12 protein-coding genes and 1 pseudogene are annotated in these 14,178 nt (G+C 70.3%); 7 read left to right on the top strand and 6 right to left on the bottom strand.

The genetic code is table 11. From position 1 onward, the window contains the following. The first annotated feature begins 173 nt into the window (after positions 1–173). Together ACWD5D_RS06635 and ACWD5D_RS06630 are read left to right on the top strand one after the other, a co-directional pair. On the top strand, positions 174–824 hold the full coding sequence (locus ACWD5D_RS06635; protein ID WP_451371698.1) for a GntR family transcriptional regulator: 651 nt from the start codon (positions 174–176) through the stop codon (positions 822–824). Continuing rightward, positions 821–2,128 carry an MFS transporter gene (locus ACWD5D_RS06630; RefSeq protein WP_451371697.1) on the top strand — a complete coding sequence of 436 codons (1,308 nt, stop codon included), beginning with the start codon at positions 821–823 and terminating at the stop codon, positions 2,126–2,128. Before ACWD5D_RS06635 ends, ACWD5D_RS06630 begins: the two co-directional genes overlap by 4 nt. 143 nt (positions 2,129–2,271) lie before the next feature. Here the strand turns inward: ACWD5D_RS06630 and ACWD5D_RS06625 are convergent, their stop codons facing one another. Then, positions 2,272–3,105 carry an SAM-dependent methyltransferase gene (locus tag ACWD5D_RS06625; protein WP_451371696.1) on the bottom strand — a complete coding sequence of 278 codons (834 nt, stop codon included), beginning with the start codon at positions 3,103–3,105 and terminating at the stop codon, positions 2,272–2,274. A gap of 86 nt (positions 3,106–3,191) precedes the next feature. Continuing rightward, positions 3,192–4,016: a maleylpyruvate isomerase family mycothiol-dependent enzyme gene (locus tag ACWD5D_RS06620; RefSeq protein WP_451371695.1), complete on the bottom strand. Its 825-nt coding sequence runs from the start codon at positions 4,014–4,016 to the stop codon at positions 3,192–3,194. Positions 4,017–4,198: 182 nt separating this feature from the next. Between ACWD5D_RS06620 and ACWD5D_RS06615 the strand changes: the two genes are divergently transcribed. Next, complete coding sequence (locus ACWD5D_RS06615; RefSeq protein ID WP_451371694.1) at positions 4,199–5,023, top strand: carbon-nitrogen family hydrolase; 825 nt, start codon at positions 4,199–4,201, stop codon at positions 5,021–5,023. A 25-nt stretch (positions 5,024–5,048) separates the two neighbouring features. On the opposite strand, the gene ACWD5D_RS06610 is transcribed toward ACWD5D_RS06615, so the two are convergent. The 3 genes from ACWD5D_RS06610 to ACWD5D_RS06600 all read right to left on the bottom strand — a co-directional run bounded on the left by ACWD5D_RS06610 (position 5,049) and on the right by ACWD5D_RS06600 (position 8,939). Then, positions 5,049–5,543 (bottom strand): LURP-one-related/scramblase family protein, encoded by a 495-nt coding sequence (locus ACWD5D_RS06610; protein WP_451371693.1) that lies wholly within the window; start codon positions 5,541–5,543, stop codon positions 5,049–5,051. 156 nt (positions 5,544–5,699) lie between these two features. After that, positions 5,700–6,998 (bottom strand): M18 family aminopeptidase, encoded by a 1,299-nt coding sequence (locus ACWD5D_RS06605; protein ID WP_451371692.1) that lies wholly within the window; start codon positions 6,996–6,998, stop codon positions 5,700–5,702. 114 nt (positions 6,999–7,112) lie between these two features. Next, a complete protein-coding gene (locus tag ACWD5D_RS06600; protein WP_451371691.1) occupies positions 7,113–8,939 on the bottom strand; it encodes an acyl-CoA dehydrogenase in 1,827 nt (608 codons plus the stop codon). A gap of 208 nt (positions 8,940–9,147) precedes the next feature. Between ACWD5D_RS06600 and ACWD5D_RS06595 the strand changes: the two genes are divergently transcribed. The 3 genes from ACWD5D_RS06595 to ACWD5D_RS06585 all read left to right on the top strand — a co-directional run bounded on the left by ACWD5D_RS06595 (position 9,148) and on the right by ACWD5D_RS06585 (position 11,976). After that, positions 9,148–9,627 (top strand): SseB family protein, encoded by a 480-nt coding sequence (locus ACWD5D_RS06595; RefSeq protein ID WP_451371690.1) that lies wholly within the window; start codon positions 9,148–9,150, stop codon positions 9,625–9,627. A gap of 114 nt (positions 9,628–9,741) precedes the next feature. After that, positions 9,742–10,719 (top strand): pirin family protein, encoded by a 978-nt coding sequence (locus ACWD5D_RS06590; RefSeq protein ID WP_451371689.1) that lies wholly within the window; start codon positions 9,742–9,744, stop codon positions 10,717–10,719. A gap of 186 nt (positions 10,720–10,905) precedes the next feature. Then, positions 10,906–11,976: an AI-2E family transporter gene (locus ACWD5D_RS06585; protein WP_451371688.1), complete on the top strand. Its 1,071-nt coding sequence runs from the start codon at positions 10,906–10,908 to the stop codon at positions 11,974–11,976. On the opposite strand, the pseudogene ACWD5D_RS06580 reads toward ACWD5D_RS06585, so the two are convergent. Continuing rightward, positions 11,922–12,170: pseudogene (locus ACWD5D_RS06580) on the bottom strand (ATP-binding protein); the annotation flags it as partial. The gene ACWD5D_RS06585 and the pseudogene ACWD5D_RS06580 overlap by 55 nt on opposite strands. Positions 12,171–12,400: 230 nt before the next feature. On the opposite strand from ACWD5D_RS06580, the gene aspS reads away from it, so the two are divergent. Beyond that, positions 12,401–14,164: an aspartate--tRNA ligase gene (aspS, locus tag ACWD5D_RS06575; RefSeq protein WP_451371687.1), complete on the top strand. Its 1,764-nt coding sequence runs from the start codon at positions 12,401–12,403 to the stop codon at positions 14,162–14,164. Positions 14,165–14,178 lie beyond the last annotated feature (14 nt).

The following is a 14,178-nucleotide window of genomic DNA, read 5'->3' as shown; positions in this document are numbered from 1 at the left end:
ACACGTAAGTAGCACAGATGGTTGCGCGGTTGCGGCGGGGAATTTTCGGCCATTCGCTCAGAGGGGCGGTTTCTGCTGGTCCGGTGACCGGATCCGATTGCCCAGTGGCTGGTTTCGTTCCGCATGCTGGACCCCCCTCCCGCATGCGTACGTGTTGTATCTATCCTGTGGCCATGCAAACGGCCACCAAGCAGCCACCCGCCGCCGACCGCGTCTACAGCCACGTCAAGCAGGGAGTGCTCGACCGCCGCTACGAAGGCGGCACCCTGCTGACCGAGGGGGAGCTGGCCGAGGCCGTGGGGGTGTCGCGCACGCCTGTCCGGGAGGCCCTGCTGCGCCTGGAGGTCGAGGGCCTGATCAGGCTCTACCCGAAGAAGGGCGCCCTGGTCCTGCCGGTCTCCGCGCAGGAGATCGCCGACGTCGTGGAGACCCGGCTGCTGGTCGAGGAGCACGCGGCCCGCAAGGCCGTACCCGCGCCGCAGTGGCTGCTGGAGCGGCTGACCGAGCTGCTCGCACAGCAGAAGGCGCAGGCGGCCGTCGGTGACTTCGCCGCCGCGGCCGTCACCGACCGCTGCTTCCACGCCGAGATCGTGCGCAGCGGAGGCAACGAGATCCTGTCGCGCCTGTACGACCAGCTGCGCGACCGCCAGCTGCGGATGGGCGTCGCCGTCATGCACTCCCACCCCGACCGGATCGCCAAGACGCTCGCCGAGCACGAGGAGATCCTTCAAGCGCTGCGCGCCGGGGACGCGGAGGCGGCCGTCGGGGTCGTGCACCGGCACGTGGGCTGGTTCTCGCACCTCGCACGGGGTGAGGTGCGATGAGCGGTCCGGCAAGGAACGCCACCCTTCCGGGTGATCCGCCGGGCGGCCGTCGCGCCGCCGTCATGTGGTCCGTCGGCGCCGCCGTCTACTTCGTCGCCGTCATCTTCCGTACGTCCCTGGGCGTGGCGGGCCTGGACGCGGCCGACCGTTTCCATGTGGGCGCCTCCGCCCTGTCGACCTTCTCGATCCTCCAGCTGCTGGTCTACTCCGGCATGCAGATACCCGTGGGCCTGCTGGTCGACCGGCTCGGCACGAAGAAGGTGCTGAGCATCGGCGCGGTGCTGTTCACCGCCGGCCAGCTGGGCTTCGCCTTCTCCCCCACCTACAGCATGGCGCTCGCCTCGCGCGCACTGCTGGGCTGCGGCGACGCGATGACCTTCATCAGCGTGCTGCGACTGGGCACGCGCTGGTTCCCGGCCCGGCGCGGACCGCTGGTCGCACAGCTCGCGGGCCTGGTCGGCATGGCGGGCAACCTCGTCTCCACCCTCGTCCTCGCCCGGCTGCTGCACGGCCTCGGCTGGACCCCGACGTTCGCGGGCAGCGCGCTGGCCGGTGCGGTCGTCCTGGTCCTGACCCTGCTGTTCCTGAAGGACCACCCCGAGGGGCACGAGCCGGAGCCGTCCCCGCACCAGGGCGCGGCCTACGTCCGCCGGCAGATCGCGGAGGCCTGGCGGGAGCCCGGGACCCGGCTCGGGCTGTGGGTGCACTTCACCACGCAGTTCCCGGCGATGGTGTTCCTGCTGCTGTGGGGGCTGCCGTTCCTGGTCCAGGCGCAGGGGCTCAGCCGGGCCACGGCCGGCGCGCTGCTGACCCTCGTCGTCCTCTCCAACATGGTCATAGGCCTGGTCTACGGCCAGATCGTCGCCCGGCACCAGGCGGCCAGGCTGCCGCTCGCGCTCGGGACGGTCGCGGCGACCGCGATCATGTGGGCGCTCACGCTCGCGTGGCCCGGCGAGCGGGCGCCCATGTGGCTGCTCGTGGTGCTGTGCGCCGTGCTCGGTGCCTGTGGCCCGGCGTCGATGCTCGGCTTCGACTTCGCCCGGCCGGCCAACCCGCCCGAGCGGCAGGGGACGGCATCCGGGATCACCAACATGGGCGGGTTCGTCGCCTCGATGACGACGCTGTTCGCGATCGGGGTGCTGCTGGATGCCACCGGGGACGAGTACGCGGTGGCGTTCTCGGCGGTGTTCGTGCTGCAGGCGCTGGGGGTGAGCCAGATTCTGCGGTTGCGGGGGAAGGCGGCGCGCAGGGAGCGGGAGAGGCTGGTGGTGAGCCGGGTGGAGACGGTGCACGTGCCCGTGTGAACCGTTGTCCACCCACCCGGCCCGTCCGTGGCTGAGCGCCGTCCGTGGCTGAGCGCCGTTTGCGGCTGCGGGCTGCGGGCTGCGGGCTGCGGGCTGCGGGCTGCGGGCTGCGGGGGCCTTGGCGGTCAGGTGGTCGTCGGTGGTCAGGTGGTCGTCGGTACGAGGGTCAGATAGGTGATGCCGAGGATTCCTCGGTAGGAGAGCCACTGGGAGCGGTGGCGGTCGAGGCGGGTGCGGGTTTCGGGGGCCTCGGGGTGGTTCGGGTGGGTGGCGAGCCAGACTTCCAGGTCGGCCTGGTAGGCCGACTCGAATTCCTCCCATTCCGCGAGGCTCGCCGTCTCCGTCCACTCGGGGCGGAAGTCGGCCTCGACGGCGAGGTCGAGGAGAGTGCCGAGGGAGTAGTGGTCGCCGGCGGAGGCGCCCGGCCACATGCCGGACAGCTCGGCCTCGGTGGGCGTCCGCTCCCAGAAGCCCTCGCCGACCAGAACCCGGCCGCCGTCCGCCACCAGGCGCCGCAGCGCGCGCAGCGCCTCCACGGTGGGCGGCTGGGCCGTGCTCAGCGCATGCGTCGCACCCAGGCACAGCACCAGGTCGGCAGGGCCGCGCCCGTTCCCCACGGCGGACTCCTCGACGAACTCCACCCTCCCGGCCAGCCCGCGCGCCTCGGCGCCTCGCCGGCCCCGCGCCAGATCCTCACCGTTGAGGTCGATCCCCACCCCGCGGGCCTCCGGTACTGCCTCCAGCACACGGAGCAGCAACTCGCCCCAGCCGCAGCCGATGTCCAGCACGGTGCGGGGCCCGTTCCCGGCGAGGCGCCCCACCATCCCGGCCGCGCGAGCCTCGGAGAGGGGGCCGTGGAAGGTGAGTCGGGGAAGCCGCGGCAAGGAGGACGGGGACGGGGACGCGCCGTGCGCTGCGGCCCGCGCGGTGTCCTGCGTCGTGCCCTGAGTCGTGCCTTGTGTCGTGTCCGTGGTCATGCCGGGACGCTAGCGACCCGGCCGGTGGGCTGCACGGCAATTTAGTACCGCGCGGCGCCCGCCTGCAGCCCGCGCCGGCTCACTCCTCACGGAGTGATCACGAAGTTCCTCAGGATGGCCGCCGTCAGGTCCGGGTCGCCCTCCGTCTTGATGCGGTCCGCCACCGCCTCCGGGGTCACGCGGCCGCAGGCCAGACGGAAGAAGGTCTCCCAGTCGAGGGAGAGGGTGGCGGCGGGGCCGAGGGCGGGGGCGGTCTCGAGGGTGCCGCGGCCCTGGATGTCGACGCGGATCGTGCGCAGGAACTCGACCGGGCCGTGCACGTCGAAGACGATCGCCGAGCTGCGCGGCGCGTTCGCGTCCTTGGCGACGACCTTGGGCAGGGCCTCCAGCAGCACGTCACGGACGATGTACGCGCCCGGCGAATCGAGGTTGCCGGGGAGTCCGAGGGCCGTGCGCAGGTCCTGCTCGTGGATCCAGACGTCGAAGGCACGGGCGCGCATCGCCTGCTCCAGCGTGACCTCGGTGCCCAGCGGGCCGCGCACCAAGGTGCCCGGCTCGCGGGTCTCGTTGCGCAGCTGGCGGTTGCGGCGGATGACCGTGTACTCCAGCTCGGACGTCATCTCCGGCGCCGTGTGGTGGCGGCGGACGTCGACCTGCATCTCCATGTAGCGCTGGTGGTCGTTGGTGACGTGGAAGAGATCACGGGGCAGGCTGTGGATGGGCCGCGGGTCGCCGAGCATCTCGGAGTCCAGGCCGATCACGTGCGAGACGACGTCCCGCACCGACCAGCCGGGGCACGGGGTGCGCCGGTTCCACTCGCCCTCGACGAGCGACTGGACCATTTCGGATATCGCCTCGATCGAGTGGGTCCAGGCATCGGCGTAGGGCTGGAGGGTGGGATGCAGACTCACGGAACGGGACCCCTCGGCGGTCGGTACACGGGCAGGTTGTGGCGGCTGTGCCAGCGGGAGGTGGCTGCACTCGGCGGGTGTCTCGACCCGCTAAGTTACGCTGCTCTGAGGCACCCCGGCAGTGCTTTCGTGTGACGATCGTAGGCCCGTGTGGACGACTCGAATGCCAGGACGGTGGTAGTGTGCGCGCTTCGCTCCTCCAGATTGCCGTTGCCGAAGGCGAATCGGTGGCCGAACGGCGGCAGCGAGTGGCCTCTCTGATTCGCGAGCAAAACGGCTCCGACCTGGTGGTTCTTCCCGAACTGTGGACGACCGGCGCGTTCGCGTACGAAGAGTTCGCCGCCGAGGCCGAACCGCTGGACGGTCCCACGTACGAAGTGATGGCCAAGGCGGCGAGCGACGCGGGCGTGTGGCTGCACGCCGGCTCCGTACCGGAGCGCGCTGCCTCCGAGAGCGGCTCCGCCGCGGGCGACGGGCCCCTCTACAACACCTCCCTCATCTTCTCCCCCTCCGGTGAGCTGGCCGCGGCCTACCGCAAGATCCACCGCTTCGGCTTCGACAAGGGCGAGGCCGTGCTGATGAGCGCCGGCCAGGACCTGGTGACGGTCCGTCTGCCCGGGACCACGCTCGGCGTGGCCACCTGCTACGACCTCCGTTTCCCCGAACTCTTCCGCGGACTGGTCGACGCCGGCGCCGAGACGCTGGTGATCCCGGCGGGCTGGCCCGAGCGGCGACGCGCGCACTGGACGCTGCTGGCTCAGGCGCGGGCGGTGGAGAACCAGGCGTTCGTGCTCGCCTGTGGAACGGCCGGGACGCACGCCGGAGTTCCGCAGGCCGGTCACTCGATCGTGGTGGATCCCTGGGGCGAGGTCCTCGCCGAGGCCGGCTCCGGCGAGGAGGTCCTCACGGTGGACTTCGACCCGGCACGGGTGGCGGCCATTCGCGAGCAGTTCCCGGCCCTGAAGGACCGGATGCTCGGCCTCCAGCCTCCGCGACGCCGGGCGTAGTCCTTCGCTGATCCTCTAGGCCCCTCTAGGCCTCCTCCCGCTCCTTCTCCGCCAGGTGGATCACGCACACCGCCACCGCGATGAGCAGCGTCGGGTCCGCGTCCTCCCGTACGACGTCGACGCCGTACGTCTCCCGGAGGGTCAGCCACCGGCGGGAGATCACCGCGAGGAGTTCGCCGTCGTACTCCACGGCGAACTCGCGGTCGAGGATCTTGCCGCTGACGTCCAGCTCGGTGCCGTCCGCCAGTGACACCCGGTAGTGGTTGCGCAGCAGGGACAGCCGTTTGCGCTTGATGGTGGCGAGGCCCTCGCCGTCCCGCTCGATCACCATCGTGTCGCGCAGGGCGAACATCTTCTGGTGGATGTCGATGAGGACGCGTCCGTGCGCGTCCTTCAGCTCGAAGGTGTCCCGCAGCCGCATCGCCTTGCCGTCGACGAGGAAGACCTTCCGGCCGTGCTCGTCCTCGATCCAGTAGTCGTCACCGATGCCGAGGAGCCGGTCGCGTACGAGGAATCTCATACCGTTGCTGCTTCCCCGTTCCGGCGCGATCGTCACGGGGGTTGTGAGCAGCCGTCGTCGAGCAGCGCACGAGTGTGCGCCCGCGCGGCGGAGCCGTCTGTCGATGCGGCCCGGCGCCCCTTCGGGGGGCGCGGGGCGCCCCCTTCGGAGCCCTGGTCACCCCTCCAGGAATGCCACCAGTGCGTTCGCCAGGTGGAACGGGTCGTCGGCGCCGCAGAGTTCGCGGACGCTGTGCATGGAGAGGATGGCGACGCCGATGTCGACGGTCTTGATGCCGTGGCGGGCGGCGGTGATGGGGCCGATGGTGGTGCCGCAGGGGAGGGAGTTGTTGGAGACGAAGGTCTGGAAGGGGACGTTCGCTCGTTCGCAGGCGGCGGCGAAGACGGCGCGGCCCCAACCGTCCGTGGCGTAGCGGTTGTTGACGTTGACCTTGAGGATCGGGCCGCCGTTGACGCGCGGGTGGTGCGTGGGGTCGTGCCGTTCCGCGTAGTTGGGGTGGATGGCGTGGCCCGTGTCGGAGGACAGGCAGACGGTGCCGGCGAAGGAGCGGGCCCGGTCCTCGTAGGTGCCGCCGCGGGCGAACACGGAGCGCTCCAGCACCGTGCCGAGCAGCGGGCCGTCCGCGCCGGTGTCGGACTGGGAGCCGTTCTCCTCGTGGTCGAAGGCGGCCAGGACGGGGATGTGGGTGAGGGGCGCGCCCGAGGTCGCGGCGGCGGCCAGGGCGGCCGTACCGGCGTGTACCGACAGCAGGTTGTCCATGCGGGGGCCGGCGACCAGTTCGCGGTCGCGGCCGAGGTAGGCGGGTGCCTCCACGGGGTGGGCCATGATGTCCCAGCCGGCCACCGAGCCGGCGGGCAGTCCGGCCTCGTGCTCCAGGAAGGCGATCAGGTCGCCCTCGCGCACGTCGTCGCCCACGCCCCACACGGGCTGCAGATGGCGCTGCTTGTCGAGCTTGAGGCCGTCGGTGTTCACCGAGCGGTCCAGGTGGACGGCGAGCTGGGGGATCCGCAGCAGCGGCCGGTCCACGTTGACCAGGACCGTGGAGCCGTCGCGCAGGGTGAGCCGGCCGGCGAGGCCCAGGTCGCGGTCGAGCCAGGAGTTCAGCAGTGGGCCGCCGTAGATCTCCACGGCCATCTGGCGCCAGCCGTGCGCGCCGCTGTCCGGCTGGGGCTTGGCCCGCAGGTTCGGGGAGTCGGTGTGGGCGCCGATGATGCGGTGCGGGGTGTGCGGGGCCGCGCCCTCGGGGACGTACCAGGCCACGAGGGCCCCGCCGCGCAGGACGTACTTGCCGCCGGTGCCGCCGTCCCAGGCGTCCGTCTCGGCGACCTGGTGGAAGCCGGCCTTCTCCAGCCGCTCGGCGGCGTTCGCGACGGCGTGGTACGGCGAGGGGCTGGCCGCCAGGAAGGACATCAGGTCGTCGGTGTGGCCGCGGTCGAAGCGGGACGGTGCGCTCATGACGTTTACCTTAACGACGTGCGCGGGCCCGCTCCCGGCAAGGGGAAGCGGGCCCGCGCGGGCGGTTGGACGCAGGAGAGACGCGGCCCGGTGGAAGGCGGTCTCGGCAGGCTCCTAGAAGGCGGCCTCGTCCAGCTCCATCAGGTCGAGGTCGACGTTCTCCGAGATCTTGCGGGCCAGGGTGACGCCGGGCAGGACGTTGGCCGCGAAGAACTTCGCCGCCGCGATCTTGCCCGTGTAGAACGACTTGTCCTTGGCGGAGGCCGTCTCCAGCTTCTCGGCGGCCACGGCGGCGCCCTTGAGCAGCAGGTAGCCGACGATCACGTCGCCGGAGGCGAGCAGCAGGCGGGTGGTGTTCAGGCCCACCTTGTAGATGTTCTTGACGTCCTGCTCGGTGGCGGCGAGGTCGGTCAGCAGCAGGCCGACGATCGCCTCCAGCTCGACCGCGGCCTTCGCGAGGTGCTCGCGGGCGCCGGCCAGTTCCTCGCCGCCGGTGCCGAGCGCCAGGAACTTCTTGATGTCCTCGGCGAGGCCGTTGAGGGCGGCGCCCTGGTTGCGGACGATCTTCCGGAAGAAGAAGTCCTGGCCCTGGATCGCGGTGGTGCCCTCGTACAGGGTGTCGATCTTGGCGTCGCGGATGTACTGCTCGATCGGGTACTCCTGCAGGAAGCCGGAGCCGCCGAAGGTTTGCAGGGACTGGGCGAGCTGCTCGTAGCCCTTCTCGGAGCCGTAGCCCTTGACGATCGGGAGCAGGAGGTCGTTCAGCGCGTGCTCCGCCGAGGCCTCCTCGCCGTTCGCCTCCTTGACGGCGATGGCGTCCTGCACCGACGCCGTGTAGAGGACGAGGGCGCGCATGCCCTCCGCGTACGCCTTCTGCGTCATCAGCGAGCGGCGCACATCGGGGTGGTGGGTGATGGTGACCTTGGGCGCGGACTTGTCCATGAACTGCGCGAGGTCGGGACCCTGGACGCGCTCCTTGGCGTACTCGAGCGCGTTGAGGTAGCCGGTGGACAGCGTGGAGATCGCCTTCGTGCCGACCATCATGCGGGCGAACTCGATGATGCGGAACATCTGGCGGATGCCGTCGTGCTTGTCGCCGATCAGCCAGCCCTTGGCGGGGTGGCGGTCGCCGAAGGTCATCTCGCACGTGTTGGAGGCCTTCAGGCCCATCTTGTGCTCGACGTTGGTGGCGTAGACGCCGTTGCGCTCGCCCAGCTCGCCGGTCTCCCCGTCGAACAGGTACTTCGGGACGAGGAAGAGGGACAGGCCCTTGGTGCCGGGGCCGGCGCCCTCGGGGCGGGCGAGGACGTAGTGGAGGATGTTCTCCTCCATGTCGTGCTCACCGGAGGTGATGAAGCGCTTCACGCCCTCGATGTGCCAGGAGCCGTCCTCCTGCTGGATCGCCTTGGTGCGGCCGGCGCCCACGTCCGAGCCCGCGTCGGGCTCGGTGAGGACCATGGTGGAGCCCCAGGTGCGGTCGACCGCGATCTGCGCCCACTTCTTCTGCTCCTCGGTGCCCTCCTCGAAGAGGATGCGGGCGAACGCCGGGCCGGAGGAGTACATCCAGATCGCGGGGTTCGCTCCGAGGATCAGCTCCGCGTAGGACCAGATCAGGGACGGCGGGGCGGTGGTGCCGCCGATCTCCTCGGGCAGGCCCAGGCGCCAGTACTCGGAGTCCATGAAGGCCTTGTAGCTCTTCTTGAACGACGCCGGGACCGGCGCGGTGTTCGTCTCGGGGTCGAAGACCGGCGGGTTGCGGTCGGCGTCGGCGAAGGACTCGGCCAGCTCGTTCTCGGCGAGGCGGGTCAGCTCCTCGAGGACGCTCTTGGCGGTGTCGGTGTCCATCTCCTCGAACGGGCCGGTGCCGTAGAGCTTGTCGCGGCCGAGTACTTCGAAGAGGTTGAACTCGATGTCGCGGAGGTTGGACTTGTAGTGCCCCATGGTGACGGCTCCGTAGAGAGATCGGCGAGGCACTGACTCCTCGCGCTTGCGTTCACGTACCAACAAGTAGCTCCGATGATGCTACCCGCCGGTAATAAGACGCAACCCCGAACCCGTCATCTGTGACGCGGCTCAAGCACCGCCCGGGACATCCCGAGGTTCCCCGCGATCCGTTCGGGCGACGGGGCGGCTCGGTACTCTTGCGGCCATGTACGGATACGGCCAGCCCATGGACGGGGCCGCGCAGCAGCAGTACGCCTCGGCGCAGCAGCAGATGCCGGGCGGTGTCGGCGGGTACGGCCAGCAGCCGCCGCTGTACCCGGAGCCGTCCCCGCCCTCGCTCGCGGACGCGGTGCGCGCCTTCACCACCGGGCAGATGTCCGCGGAGGACTTCCAGCAGATCTTCGCGACGTCGAAGGTGTACTGCCCGCGTGGTGACACGCCCGGTTTCCTCGCCCTGCACAACACCCAGCAGCCGGTGATCCCGATGTTCACCTCGCTCAAGGAACTGCGCCGGTACGCGGGCAAGGAGTCCAAGTACTTCGTGATCACCGGTGCCGAGGTGATCGACCTGCTGCCCACCGGCTACGGCTTCGTCCTGGACATGGAGGGCGAGCACCGGATGGTGTTCGACGCCAAGGCGGTGGAGCAGATGGTCGAGTTCGCCATGCGCCGGATGTACGGCTGAGCGCCCGCCCCAGCATGAGGAAGGCCCGGAGGGAATGTCCTTCGGGCTTTCTCTGTTCTGGGGTGGTAGAAAGTTCAACGTTCAACTAGAGTGGGTCCACAAGGAGGTACCGACATGCCTGCAGTGACCGTTGAGAACCCGTTGACGCTCCCCCGCGTGACCGCCCCCGCCGACGCGGTGGCGCGCCCCGTGCTGACCGTCACGACCGCGCCGAGCGGTTTCGAGGGTGAGGGCTTCCCGGTGCGCCGGGCCTTCGCCGGGATCAACTACCGCCACCTCGACCCGTTCATCATGATGGACCAGATGGGTGAGGTGGAGTACGCGCCGGGCGAGCCCAAGGGCACCCCGTGGCACCCGCACCGCGGGTTCGAGACCGTCACCTACATCATCGACGGCGTCTTCGACCACCAGGACTCCAACGGCGGTGGCGGCACCATCACCAACGGCGACACCCAGTGGATGACGGCGGGCGCGGGCCTGCTGCACATCGAGGCTCCGCCGGAGCAGCTCGTCGTGTCCGGCGGTCTCTTCCACGGTCTCCAGCTGTGGGTGAACCTGCCGGCCAAGGACAAGATGATGGCGCCGCGCTACCAGGACATCCGCGCCGGCAACGTCCAGCTGCTGACGTCCCCCGACGGCGGCGCCCTGCTCCGTGTCATCGCGGGCGAGCTGGACGGTCACCAGGGCCCCGGCATCACGCACACGCCGATCACGATGATCCACGCGACCCTCGCCCCGGGCGCCGAGATCACCCTGCCCTGGCGTGAGGACTTCAACGGCCTCGGCTACGTCCTCGCGGGCCGCGGCAGCGTCGGTGCAGAGCACCGGCCCATCCGCATGGGCCAGACCGCCGTCTTCGGCGCCGGTTCCTCGCTGACCGTCCGCGCGGACGAGAAGCAGGACGCCAACACGCCGGACATGGAGGTCGTGCTGCTCGGCGGGCAGCCGATCCGTGAGTCCATGGCCCACTACGGCCCGTTCGTCATGAACACCAAGGAAGAGCTGATGCAGGCCTTCGAGGACTTCCAGAAGGGCCGCCTCGGGACGATCCCCGCCGTGCACGGCATGTCGGAGAGCGGTCCGCAGGACTGACGCTCGCGTACGACATCTCGCCCGGCTCGCTTCGGCGGGCCGGGCGATGTCGTGCCCGGTGCGGGGTGTACGGGAGCGCCGGAGCCCTGACGGGCGCGAGCCCTTCCGGCCCGCCGCGGCCGCCCGCCTCACCCGCCCGGACCGTCGCGGGACGACAGCCGTATGCCCGCGTGATCCGCTGGACGCATGCAGCTGCTGCCCGACCCCGTTCGCCGTGTCGCCGCGTGGTGCGCCGTCCTGCTGCTCGTCGCCGGGGTCGGGTGGGTCGGGATCAGGCTGTGCTCGGAGCTGCGCACCGCCGTCACTCCGGTCCTGCTCGCCCTGCTCGGCAGCGCACTGCTCGGCCCGCTGTACCGCAAGCTGGTGCAGGCGAAGGTCAACGCCTCGCTGGCGGCCGGGCTGACCTGTGTCGCCGTCGTGGCGGTCGTCGGCGGGGCCGTGTACGTCGTCGTGACCGCGCTCGTCGACACCGGCGACCAGATCATCGCCTCGCTCCGGGAAGCGGCCAAGTCCGTCTCCCGGCACTTCGGGTCCGCCGGGACCGGACTCGACGACCTGGCCGCCAACTCCCGCAAGCTGCTGGGCAAGTTCGGGGCCACGGCCGTCTCGAACGTCATCAGCGGCGTCAGCGTCGTCGGCGAGTCCATCGCCGTGGCCGTGCTGGCGCTGCTGCTCGTCTTCTTCTTCCTGCGCGACTCCCACCGCGCCGTCGACGCCCTCAGATCCGTCGCCCCCCGCAGCACCGCCGACACCCTGGAGGCGATGGCACGCCGGGCCTACGAGGGGGTGGAGGGGTTCATGCGCGGGACGACCCTGATCGCCCTCATCGACGCCATCTGCATCACCGTGGGGCTGCTGATCCTCCAGGTGCCCGGCGCGATCGGCCTCGGTGCGCTCGTCTTCGTCGGCGCCTACATCCCCTACCTCGGCGCCTTCATCTCCGGGGCGGTCGCCGTGCTGGTCGCGCTCGCCGACCGGGGCTTCGTCATCGGGTTGTGGGCGCTCGGCGTCGTGGTAGCGGTGCAGCTGCTGGAGGGGCATGTGCTGCAACCCCTCATCCAGAGCCGCACCGTGCAGCTGCATCCGGCGGTGGTGCTGCTGGCGATCACCGCCGGGGCGTCCGTCGCCGGCATCCTCGGCATGCTGCTCGCGGTGCCGGTGACCTCGGCCGCCTTCGGGGTCGTGCACGAGCTGAGAGCGCGCTACGGCACGTCCGGGCCCGCGGAGTCCCGGGGGCCCGAGCCGTCCGGCTCGTAGAGCTCGAACCAGATGCTCTTGCCCTCCCCGCGCGGCTCCACCCCCCAGGCGTCCGCGAGCACCTCGATCAGCATCAGACCGCGGCCGGAGGAGGCCGGCTCGCCGGGGCGCCGCCGGTGGGGCAGGCCGTCACCGCCGTCGGTGGCCTCCGCCCGCAGCCGGTGCCCGCCCGGTGTCCCGCAGACCTCGGCGAGCGTGCCCTCGGCGGCCGCCACATTCCGGTCGCGACGGCGGCGAGCAGGTCCTCGACGGACGGCAGGGGCGCGTCAGTACGCATTGCCCCACTTTGAGAAGATGCGATCGATACCTGCCGCCGATGACGGAGGGCGGTAATGGTGGGGAGCCGATCTTGGGGTGCCCGGTACCCTTGGGAGGAGTTTCACGTGAAACATGGCCCCGATTCGCAAAGACTGGATGAACGACGATGCATCGGTACAGGTCCCACACCTGCGGCGAGCTCCGCGCCTCTGACGTCGGTACCGACGTCCGGCTGAGTGGCTGGCTGCACAATCGGCGCGACCTGGGCGGCATCCTCTTCATCGATCTGCGCGACCACCACGGCATCACGCAGCTCGTGGCCCGTCCGGGCACGACCGCCTACGAGACGCTGGACAAGCTCTCCAAGGAGACCGTCGTCCGTGTCGACGGCCAGGTCGTCTCCCGCGGCGCCGAGAACATCAACCCCGAGCTGCCCACCGGCGAGATCGAGATCGAGGTCTCCGAGGTCGAGGTACTCGGCGAGGCCGCCCCGCTGCCCTTCACGATCAACGCCGAGGACGGCGTGAACGAGGAGCGGCGCCTGGAGTACCGCTTCCTGGACCTGCGCCGCGAGCGCATGCACCGCAACATCATGCTGCGTACGGCCGTCATCTCCGCCATGCGCCACAAGATGTCGGCGATGGGCTTCAACGAGATGGCGACGCCGATCCTGTCCGCCACCTCCCCCGAGGGCGCCCGCGACTACGTGGTCCCCTCCCGTGTGCACCCGGGCAAGTTCTACGCCCTGCCGCAGGCCCCTCAGCAGTTCAAGCAGCTGCTGATGATCTCCGGGTTCGACCGCTACTTCCAGATCGCGCCCTGTTTCCGCGACGAGGACGCCCGCGCCGACCGCTCGCCGGGCGAGTTCTACCAGCTCGACATCGAGATGTCCTTCGTCGAGCAGGAGGACATCTTCCAGCCGGTCGAGAAGCTCATGACCGAGCTGTTCGAGGAGTTCGGCGACGGACGCCACGTCACCTCCCCGTTCCCGCGCATCCCGTTCCGCGAGGCGATGCTCAAGTACGGCTCCGACAAGCCGGACCTGCGCGCCAAGCTGGAACTGGTCGACATCACCGACATCTTCGAGGGCTCGGAGTTCAAGGCCTTCGCCGGCAAGCACGTGCGTGCCCTGCCGGTGCCGGACGTCTCCTCCCAGCCGCGCAAGTTCTTCGACCAGCTCGGTGAGTTCGCGGTCTCGCAGGGCGCGCAGGGCCTGGCCTGGGTCCGCGTCGGCGAGGACGGCTCGCTGTCCGGCCCGATCGCGAAGTTCCTCACCGAGGACAACGTCGCCGAGCTGACCAAGCGCCTCTCCCTGGCCCCCGGCCACGCGGTGTTCTTCGGCGCCGGCGCGTTCGACGACGTCTCGAAGATCATGGGCGCCGTGCGCGTCGAGGCCGCCAAGCGGGCCGGCCACTTCGAGGAGGGCGTCTTCCGGTTCTGCTGGATCGTCGACTTCCCGATGTACGAGCGGGACGAGGAGACCGGCGGGATCGACTTCTCCCACAACCCGTTCTCGATGCCGCAGGGCGGCCTGGAGGCCCTGGAGACCCAGGACCCGCTGGACATCCTGGGCTGGCAGTACGACATCGTCTGCAACGGCGTCGAGCTGTCCTCCGGCGCGATCCGGAACCACGAGCCGGAGATCATGCTCAAGGCCTTCGAGATCGCGGGCTACGACCGCGACACGGTCGAGGACAAGTTCGCGGGCATGCTCCGCGCGTTCCGCTTCGGCGCCCCGCCGCACGGCGGCATCGCCCCGGGCGTGGACCGCATCGTCATGCTCCTCGCGGACGAGCCCAACATCCGCGAGACGATCGCCTTCCCGCTCAACGGCAACGCCCAGGACCTGATGATGGGCGCGCCCACCGAGCTGGACGAGTCCCGCCTGCGCGAGCTGAGCCTGACCATCCGCAAGCCGCAGCCGAAGTAGGGCCCGAGGCGTTC

Source organism: Streptomyces sp. NPDC002520, assembly GCF_053595235.1.
The sequence above is the reverse complement of the archived record's forward strand: the minus strand, read 5'-3'. Positions and strand labels throughout refer to the sequence as shown.

Bases quoted from the DNA above. Each gene is read 5' to 3' on its own strand.
- ACWD5D_RS06590 (WP_451371689.1), top strand. From the start codon at position 9,742: ATGCCTGCAGTGACCGTTGAGAACCCGTTGACGCTCCCCCGCGTGACC.
- aspS (WP_451371687.1), top strand. From the start codon at position 12,401: ATGCATCGGTACAGGTCCCACACCTGCGGCGAGCTCCGCGCCTCTGAC.
- ACWD5D_RS06630 (WP_451371697.1), top strand. From the start codon at position 821: ATGAGCGGTCCGGCAAGGAACGCCACCCTTCCGGGTGATCCGCCGGGC.
- ACWD5D_RS06600 (WP_451371691.1), bottom strand. From the start codon at position 8,939: ATGGGGCACTACAAGTCCAACCTCCGCGACATCGAGTTCAACCTCTTC.
- ACWD5D_RS06610 (WP_451371693.1), bottom strand. From the start codon at position 5,543: ATGAGATTCCTCGTACGCGACCGGCTCCTCGGCATCGGTGACGACTAC.
- ACWD5D_RS06585 (WP_451371688.1), top strand. From the start codon at position 10,906: ATGCAGCTGCTGCCCGACCCCGTTCGCCGTGTCGCCGCGTGGTGCGCC.
- ACWD5D_RS06625 (WP_451371696.1), bottom strand. From the start codon at position 3,105: ATGACCACGGACACGACACAAGGCACGACTCAGGGCACGACGCAGGAC.
- ACWD5D_RS06595 (WP_451371690.1), top strand. From the start codon at position 9,148: ATGTACGGATACGGCCAGCCCATGGACGGGGCCGCGCAGCAGCAGTAC.
- ACWD5D_RS06605 (WP_451371692.1), bottom strand. From the start codon at position 6,998: ATGAGCGCACCGTCCCGCTTCGACCGCGGCCACACCGACGACCTGATG.
- ACWD5D_RS06635 (WP_451371698.1), top strand. From the start codon at position 174: ATGCAAACGGCCACCAAGCAGCCACCCGCCGCCGACCGCGTCTACAGC.